Source organism: Rhodopseudomonas sp. B29, assembly GCF_000333455.1.
Classification (GTDB): Bacteria; Pseudomonadota; Alphaproteobacteria; order Rhizobiales; family Xanthobacteraceae; genus Rhodopseudomonas.
In genome coordinates this window covers 1-6626 of sequence record NZ_BADD01000488.1, presented here as the reverse complement: position 1 = coordinate 6626, position 6626 = coordinate 1, and the positions used below count along the sequence as shown (strand labels likewise).

Below are 6626 nucleotides of genomic sequence, written 5' to 3'. Positions count from 1 at the left end.
AGGAAGCGGAGTCAAAGCCAAGAAGCGGCGCGAACGGGTTCAGCGGGTGTGGAAATGGTCGGCCTCGAGAGTTTCGCCGATGCCTATCCGCACGAATTGTCGGGCGGCATGCGCAGCCGCGCTGCACTCGGACGAAGCCTGCTTACCGAGCCGCGAATTCTGCTGATGGACGAGCCGTTCTCGAAGCTCGACCCGGCGATCCGTTCCCAAATGCATGCGGAGGTTCTTCGGATCGCAGCGCTCAAGGACATGACGATCATCTTCGTCACCCACGATGTCGAAGAGGCCGTGGTCCTCGCAAACGATATCGTCGTGCTGCATCCTCGACCCGGCCGGGTTCGCGAAACCAGGCACATATCCGCGCCTTATCCTCGCGATCCTCTCTCGCCGGAGATCGCCGAAGAGGTGCGTCTGCTGCGGCTCAGCCTGCAATGACGTCGATATCAGCTCTCAAGCCGACGGCCGGGAAAGCATCGACGGCGCAGTCGAGGATCGCCGCCAGCAGGCGCTTACGCATCTTTTGGTTGCGACTGCTGCTGCTGGTGGCGATGTTAGTCGTCTGGCAGATCGCTTCGCTCGGAGCCTCGGCGTTCATCCTTCCCGGCCCTGCGAAAGTGTGGAGAGCGTGGACGACGCTCGTCGGCAATCCGACGTTCTGGACCGACTTCGGCATCACGTTCTGGCGGATCGCCGTCGGATTTGCGTTTTCGTTGGTGATCGGGACCGTGCTAGGGATTGCGCTCGGCGCGAGCAGATTGCTCGGTGAAATTCTCGAACCGGTTCTGGTGGTCATCAACACGGTCTCATCCTCGATCTGGGCGATCTTCGCGCTGATCTGGTTCGGGCTCACCAATTGGAGCACCATCTTCGTGGTGTTCATGACCGCGATGCCGCTGATCCTGACCAATGTCTGGCAGGGCACGCGCACGGTGAATACCGACTTCATCCAGTTGGCCCAGACCTTCCGGATGACGCGCGTCCAAGTGCTCGTCAAAATCTATCTGCCGACCATCCTGCCACTGCTGTTTGCCGGCTCGCGGCTGGCCTTCGGGTTCGGTGCGCGTGTCAGCATCGTCGCCGAGACGCTGGGGGCGAGCAGTGGCATCGGCTATCGCCTCCGTCAGGCGGCGGATCTCGTGCAGACCGACCAGGTATTCGCCTGGACGCTGACGCTGGTCGTTCTGATGATCGCTCTCGAAGCCGTCATCCTCAAACCGCTCGAGCGTCGCTTGTTCGCATGGAGGGAACGCTCGACCAACTGATAGCCCGTGACGAGATAAATAGGCCGCAACGACGGAGTACGTTGATGAAATATGCCAAACTGTTTGCAATCGCCGCTGCCATTTGCGTGTCGAGCCTCGCCCCTGCCGAAGCGGCGAAGGTCCGCATTGGTTACTGGAGTTCGGGCGTCAGCCTCGGCTTCGGTTCGTATCTCGAGGCCGGCAAGTTCATGGAGAAGCACGGGCTCGACGTCGAATACGTCAAATTTCCCGACGTGAATGCGCCGACCAAGGCGATGGCTGCGGGCAGCATCGATTTCGCGATCGGCGCAAGCGCAGGCAGCGCATTCAGCGTTGCCTCGGACGGCCTGCCGATGTCGATCGTGCTGGTGACCCAGGTCGCCGATCTGGACTTCGTCGTGCTACCGGACTCGCCGATCAATTCTCCCGCGGATTTGAAGGGCAAGAAGGTCGGCATGTCGCCGGCTGGTAGCGCGGTGGCGTCGATCACTTCGGCGATCCTGGTCAACAACTACGGAATGCAGACCAGTGATTTCCAGGCCGTGCCAGGCAACGACTCGCGTCTCGCGCAGTTTTTGGCGCAGAAGGAGATCGACGCGGCGGCGCTGCGCACAGTGACGCTGGCGCTGCTGCCCGATCTCAAGCTGAAGAAGATTGGCACCTTTCGTGAGGAGTGGAAAAAACTCACCAAGAAAGACGGTCTGCCGGTGCTCGGCGTCGGGCTCATGAGCAACGAATGGCTGAAGGCGCACCCCGACGACGCCGCCAAAGTCGTCGCTGCGATGCGCGACGCGTTCAATGCCGGCAAGGCCGACAAGGACGGCGTGGCGAAGGCGCTGATGCAGGCCGGTAACATCCCCGAAGCGGACGCCAAGGCCTATGCCAGCCTGTGGGATGGAATCTACACCGTGTCGATGGAGCCGGACGACATCGCTTCGCTGAAATCCGAATTCGAAATCTTCAAGGGCGTCGGCGTCGTCAAGGGCAATCTGCCCGACGCCGCGCTCGTCACCGGCCCTTACGAACAGTCGAAGTCGATCAAGTAGCGGCGGTCGGCGCGCTGCGCGGCCGGACGTCCAAGAGAGAAAGAGTTGTGAATGCCCAAGACCATGAAAGCCCTTCTGCTCAAGCAACACGGCGACGTCGATGATCTGACCGTCGTCGCTGACTATCCGGTCCCGACGGCGGCAGCCGGGCACGTGCTGATCCGCGTTCGCGCCTCGTCGTTCAACTACCACGACGTGTTCACCGTAAAGGGGATGCCTGGCATCAAGGTGCCGCTGCCGGTCATCATCGGTCTCGATATGGCCGGGGAAATCGTCGAGGTCGGAGACGGCGTCACTGGCTGGAAGGCCGGCGACCGCGTGCTGGTCAATCCGCTGTATCCCGGCAAGGGATTGATGGGCGAAATGCTCGACGGCGGCATGGCCGAATATTGCACGGTGTCGGCGGACCAGCTCATCATGATGCCGCCCGACGTCAGTTTCGTCGATGCGGCGTCGTTGCCGGTTGCCTACGGCACGGCGCATCGCATGCTGATCACGCACAACACGGTCAAGAAGGGCGACAAGGTGCTGGTGCTGGGCGCCAGTGGCGGGGTCGGCACCGGCTGCGTGATGCTGGCCAAGCAACTCGGCGCCGAGGTGATCGCCTGTGCGGGCAGCGAGGACAAGCTGAAGCGCTTGAAAGAACTCGGCGCCGATCACGTCATCAACTATCGCGAAACCGATTTCTCCAAATGGGCGATTCAGCAATACGGCAAGCCCGAGCGCCGTAGCTATGGCGGCGGTGTCGATGTCGTGGTGAACTTCACCGGCGGCGACACCTGGGCGCCGTCGCTGCGCTGCGTCAAGCGTGGCGGCATCATTCTGGTGTGCGGCGCGACTGCCGGGCACGATCCGAAGGAAGACCTTCGCTACATCTGGAGCTTCGAGCTCAAGGTCGTCGGCTCCAACAGCTTCTATCACGACAACCTGTCGGCGCTGATGGACATGATCCAGGCCGGGACGTTGAAGCCTGTCGTCGACAAGGTATTGCCTCTGGAGCAGGCCGCTGAGGGTCTTCGCATGATCCGCGACCGTGAGGTCATGGGCAAGATCGTCGTGACACCGTGAGAGCTTGACCCATGACAACGACTGCGATGACCAAGGAACAAGTCGAAGCGGCGCTGCTGCGCGGGCCTTTCCACCAGTGGCTCGGCCTCAAGGTGGAAGAGGTCGGCGAGGGGACCATCCGCATCAAGGCGACGTGGCGTCCTGAGTGGGTCGTGAACGCCGATCGCGGCTACACCCACGGCGGCATCCTCGCCACGCTGGTCGATCTCACTGCCGATTGGGCGCTAGTGTCGAAGACCGGGCGGGGCGTGCCGACCGTCGATCTGCGCGTGGATTATCATCGGGCCGCGATGCAGGGTGACATCACCTGCATCGGCAAGGTCGTCAAATTCGGCAGCCAGGTGAGCGTTTCCGAAGCGCAGATCCTGGACGAGTCCGGAAAGCTGCTCGCCAGCGGCCGCGGCGTCTATATGATGCCGCAGACCTAGCGACCGCCGATGACCAAGCTGGACCACGTCGTCGTCAACACGCTGCGAAACATGGATCGTGCGTTCCAGTGCTTCGCGGCGCTGGGTTTCACCTTGACGCCGCGCGGCTATCACTCGCTGGGATCGATCAATCATCTGATGATGACGCAAGGCGCCTACCTCGAACTCGTCGGAGTGCCGGAGCAGGGCCTGCAACGCCGCGACGTGTTGGAGAGCCCGTACGGGCTCAACGGATTGGTGCTGAACAGTGTCGACGCCGTCGCCGATTTTGCCCGCCTCGAGCGGGCCGGGCTTCCGGCCAAGCCGCCGGATACGTTCTCCCGGCCTGTCGAAATCAATGGCGAGATGCTGGAAGCACGTTTCAGGACGGTGCGGTTTCCGCCTGAGGTGTTTCCGGCTGGCCGCCTGTATCTTTGCGAGCACCTGACGCCCGATTTGGTCTGGCGGCCGGAATGGCTGTCGCATCCCAACGGATTTCAAGCGATCGGCGGCTTGGTGATCGAGAGCCCGACCGCTGCGGCGGACGCCGAGCGATGTGCGGCGGTGTGCGCGGCGCAGGCCGAACGTGATCCGCGTGGCTGGCTGGTGATGCTCGGCGACGTGAGCATCCGGTTCGTCGAAGGCGCGGTGGCGCGGTTTGCCACAGTGGAGCTCGTGTTCGACGGTCTCGACGAAATCGGCCGCAGGGCCGCTTCGCTCGACGGAGCGGTGTGGCGCTGGAATGATTCGTCGCGCGAGGCATCGCTCACGATTTCGGATCTCGGACTCACCTTGACCTGCCGGAGCAACTGATGAGCCAAACCGCCAATCTCGGCGACTTCGTCGATCGCACCGGAAGCTTCGATCATCCGCTGATCATCGGAGTCGGCTTCGACGGAAGCCAGACCGTGATGACGCGCGGAATGTTCGATTCGATGGCTGATGCATTCGCGCGCGGGCTGTTGCGACGGGGGATCGTTCGGGGCGACCGCATCGGCATCCTGGCCGCCAATCGCCCGGACTATGTCGCGCTTGTGTTCGGCGCGATGCGGGCGGGCGTCGTGCCTGTCCCGATCAATTTCAAATTTCCGCCGGCCACCATCGCGCAGGTGATTGCCGATTGCGGCGCCAAGCTGGTGATTTGCGATGATGAGCGGCGGCGGACGATCGATCCCGAACGCTTTGCCGGCGTCACCTTTGTCACTTTCGATGGCGAGGGGACAGCGGGCGTGGCATCGTGGCTCGATCCCGGACCATTCGTGCCGATTACGCCGCGAGCCGACGAGCCCGCGCTCAGTCTGTATACGTCCGGATCGACCGGGCGCCCCAAGGGCGTGCTGCTGTCGCATGCCTCTCACATCTGGGTGGCGCAGGCGCGTCGGCGTGACTACGATCTTCACGACGAACGTGTGCTGATCGCCGCGCCGCTCTATCACATGAACGCGCTCGCACTTGCGATTCTCGTTTGTGCCAGCGGAGCGACCGCGATCATGCTGCCTCAATTCCAAGCTACGGCCTACATCAACGCGATCAGCCACTTCGGCTGCACCTGGCTGACCGCCGTGCCGCCGATGATCGCGATGATGCTACGAGAGGAGGACGTGCTGGCCCGCGCCGACCTGTCGAGCGTGCGAACCGTGCGGATGGGATCGGCTCCGGTCAGCGAGACACTCGCGCGACAGATCCGCGGCCTGCTGCCCAACGCGCATATCATTAATGCGTACGGAACCACCGAAGGCGGCCCCATCGTGTTCGGCCGCCATCCGGATGGTATCCCGACTCCCGTCAGTTCGGTGGGCTATCCGCATCCGGAAGTCTCGGTGCGGTTGGTCGGGCCCGACGCGCCGATCGCCGGTGTTCTGCAGATGAAAAGCCCGGCGATCATGCTCGGCTATCACAATCGGCCCGAACTGCGCTCGCCGATCACCGAAGACGGCTATTACGACACCTCGGATGTGTTCCGACGAGACGAACAGGGCTTCTACTACTTCATCGGCCGCAGCGACGACATGTTCGTCAGCGGCGGCGAAAACATCTTCCCTGGCGAAGTCGAGGCCGTGTTGGAGACTCACCCCGATGTCGTGCAGGCCTGCGTGGTGCCGGTGAACGACGACATCAAGGGCACCAAGCCGGTTGCCTTCGTGGTCAGGCGTCCGGGTGCGGTCGCCGACGAGGCGGCTCTCAAGGCCTATGTGCTGGCGAACGCCCCTGCGTACCAGCATCCTCGCCGGATATGGTTTCTCGACCATATGCTGCTCGCCTCCACCAACAAGATCGACCGCGAAGCGATGCGCAACCGCGGCGAAGCCGAACTCCGGGCGACGTGATGCGCCCCCTCCACCTTCGATATCTTTTCGAATACAGGACCTCGATATGAATGCGTCTTTCGATTGGTCGGCCGGCTATTCGTCCCGCCGCATGCCGGTGTTCGGCAACAACGTCGTGTCCACCACACACCCGTTGGCGGCGCAGGCCGGGTTGAAAATGCTCTGGAAGGGTGGCAACGCCGTCGACGCGGCAATTGCCACTGCCGCGACTATGACGATCGTCGAGCCTTGCAGTAACGGGCTCGGCTCGGACGCGTTCTGCATTCTTTGGGACGGCAAACAGCTCCATGGACTGAATTCTTCGGGATTTGCGCCTGCGGGATGGACGCCCGATTACTTCACGTCGAAATACGGCAAGGATGCGCGCAACTTGCCGGTCCGTGGTTGGGACAGCGCCACTGTGCCTGGTGCGGTGGCCGGCTGGGTGGCGCTGTCCGAGCGGTTCGGCAAGCTGCCGTTCGCCGATCTGCTCGAGCCTGCGATCGAGATCGCCGAGCGCGGCTATCTGGTTCCGACTGCGATCCAGCACAAATGGGT

Annotated in this window: 9 protein-coding genes; 8 read left to right on the top strand and 1 reads right to left on the bottom strand. The window is 62.7% G+C overall.

Annotated features, from left to right (window positions below; genetic code table 11):
• Window positions 1-435 (top strand): ATP-binding cassette domain-containing protein (locus I5M_RS17325; RefSeq protein ID WP_031336808.1); only part of this gene is annotated, 435 nt, incomplete at its 5' end.
• Here the strand turns inward: I5M_RS17325 and I5M_RS33770 are convergent.
• Complete coding sequence (locus I5M_RS33770) at window positions 422-595, bottom strand: hypothetical protein (protein WP_244432040.1); 174 nt, start codon at window positions 593-595, stop codon at window positions 422-424. The two genes, I5M_RS17325 and I5M_RS33770, sit on opposite strands and share 14 nt — an antisense overlap.
• Window positions 596-614: 19 nt before the next feature.
• On the opposite strand from I5M_RS33770, the gene I5M_RS17320 reads away from it, so the two are divergent.
• From I5M_RS17320 to I5M_RS17290, 7 genes are all read left to right on the top strand, one after another.
• Complete coding sequence (locus I5M_RS17320) at window positions 615-1262, top strand: ABC transporter permease (protein ID WP_244432039.1); 648 nt, start codon at window positions 615-617, stop codon at window positions 1260-1262.
• 44 nt (window positions 1263-1306) lie between these two features.
• Window positions 1307-2287, top strand: a complete 981-nt coding sequence (locus I5M_RS17315; protein WP_031336804.1) for an ABC transporter substrate-binding protein — start codon at window positions 1307-1309, stop codon at window positions 2285-2287.
• Window positions 2288-2338: 51 nt separating this feature from the next.
• A complete protein-coding gene (locus tag I5M_RS17310) occupies window positions 2339-3355 on the top strand; it encodes an SDR family NAD(P)-dependent oxidoreductase (RefSeq protein WP_022722542.1) in 1017 nt (338 codons plus the stop codon).
• A gap of 11 nt (window positions 3356-3366) precedes the next feature.
• Entirely contained in the window at window positions 3367-3783 is a 417-nt protein-coding gene (locus I5M_RS17305; RefSeq protein ID WP_022722541.1) for a PaaI family thioesterase, read from the top strand.
• A 9-nt stretch (window positions 3784-3792) separates the two neighbouring features.
• Window positions 3793-4575, top strand: a complete 783-nt coding sequence (locus I5M_RS30970; protein ID WP_022722540.1) for a VOC family protein — start codon at window positions 3793-3795, stop codon at window positions 4573-4575.
• Window positions 4575-6089 (top strand): class I adenylate-forming enzyme family protein, encoded by a 1515-nt coding sequence (locus I5M_RS17295; protein ID WP_022722539.1) that lies wholly within the window; start codon window positions 4575-4577, stop codon window positions 6087-6089. Before I5M_RS30970 ends, I5M_RS17295 begins: the two co-directional genes overlap by 1 nt.
• Before the next feature lie 91 nt (window positions 6090-6180).
• Window positions 6181-6626 (top strand): gamma-glutamyltransferase (locus I5M_RS17290; RefSeq protein ID WP_283804874.1); only part of this gene is annotated, 446 nt, incomplete at its 3' end.

Bases quoted from the DNA above. Each gene is read 5' to 3' on its own strand.
- I5M_RS33770 (WP_244432040.1), bottom strand. From the start codon at position 595: ATGAACGCCGAGGCTCCGAGCGAAGCGATCTGCCAGACGACTAACATC.
- I5M_RS17315 (WP_031336804.1), top strand. From the start codon at position 1,307: ATGAAATATGCCAAACTGTTTGCAATCGCCGCTGCCATTTGCGTGTCG.
- I5M_RS17310 (WP_022722542.1), top strand. From the start codon at position 2,339: ATGCCCAAGACCATGAAAGCCCTTCTGCTCAAGCAACACGGCGACGTC.
- I5M_RS17305 (WP_022722541.1), top strand. From the start codon at position 3,367: ATGACAACGACTGCGATGACCAAGGAACAAGTCGAAGCGGCGCTGCTG.
- I5M_RS30970 (WP_022722540.1), top strand. From the start codon at position 3,793: ATGACCAAGCTGGACCACGTCGTCGTCAACACGCTGCGAAACATGGAT.
- I5M_RS17295 (WP_022722539.1), top strand. From the start codon at position 4,575: ATGAGCCAAACCGCCAATCTCGGCGACTTCGTCGATCGCACCGGAAGC.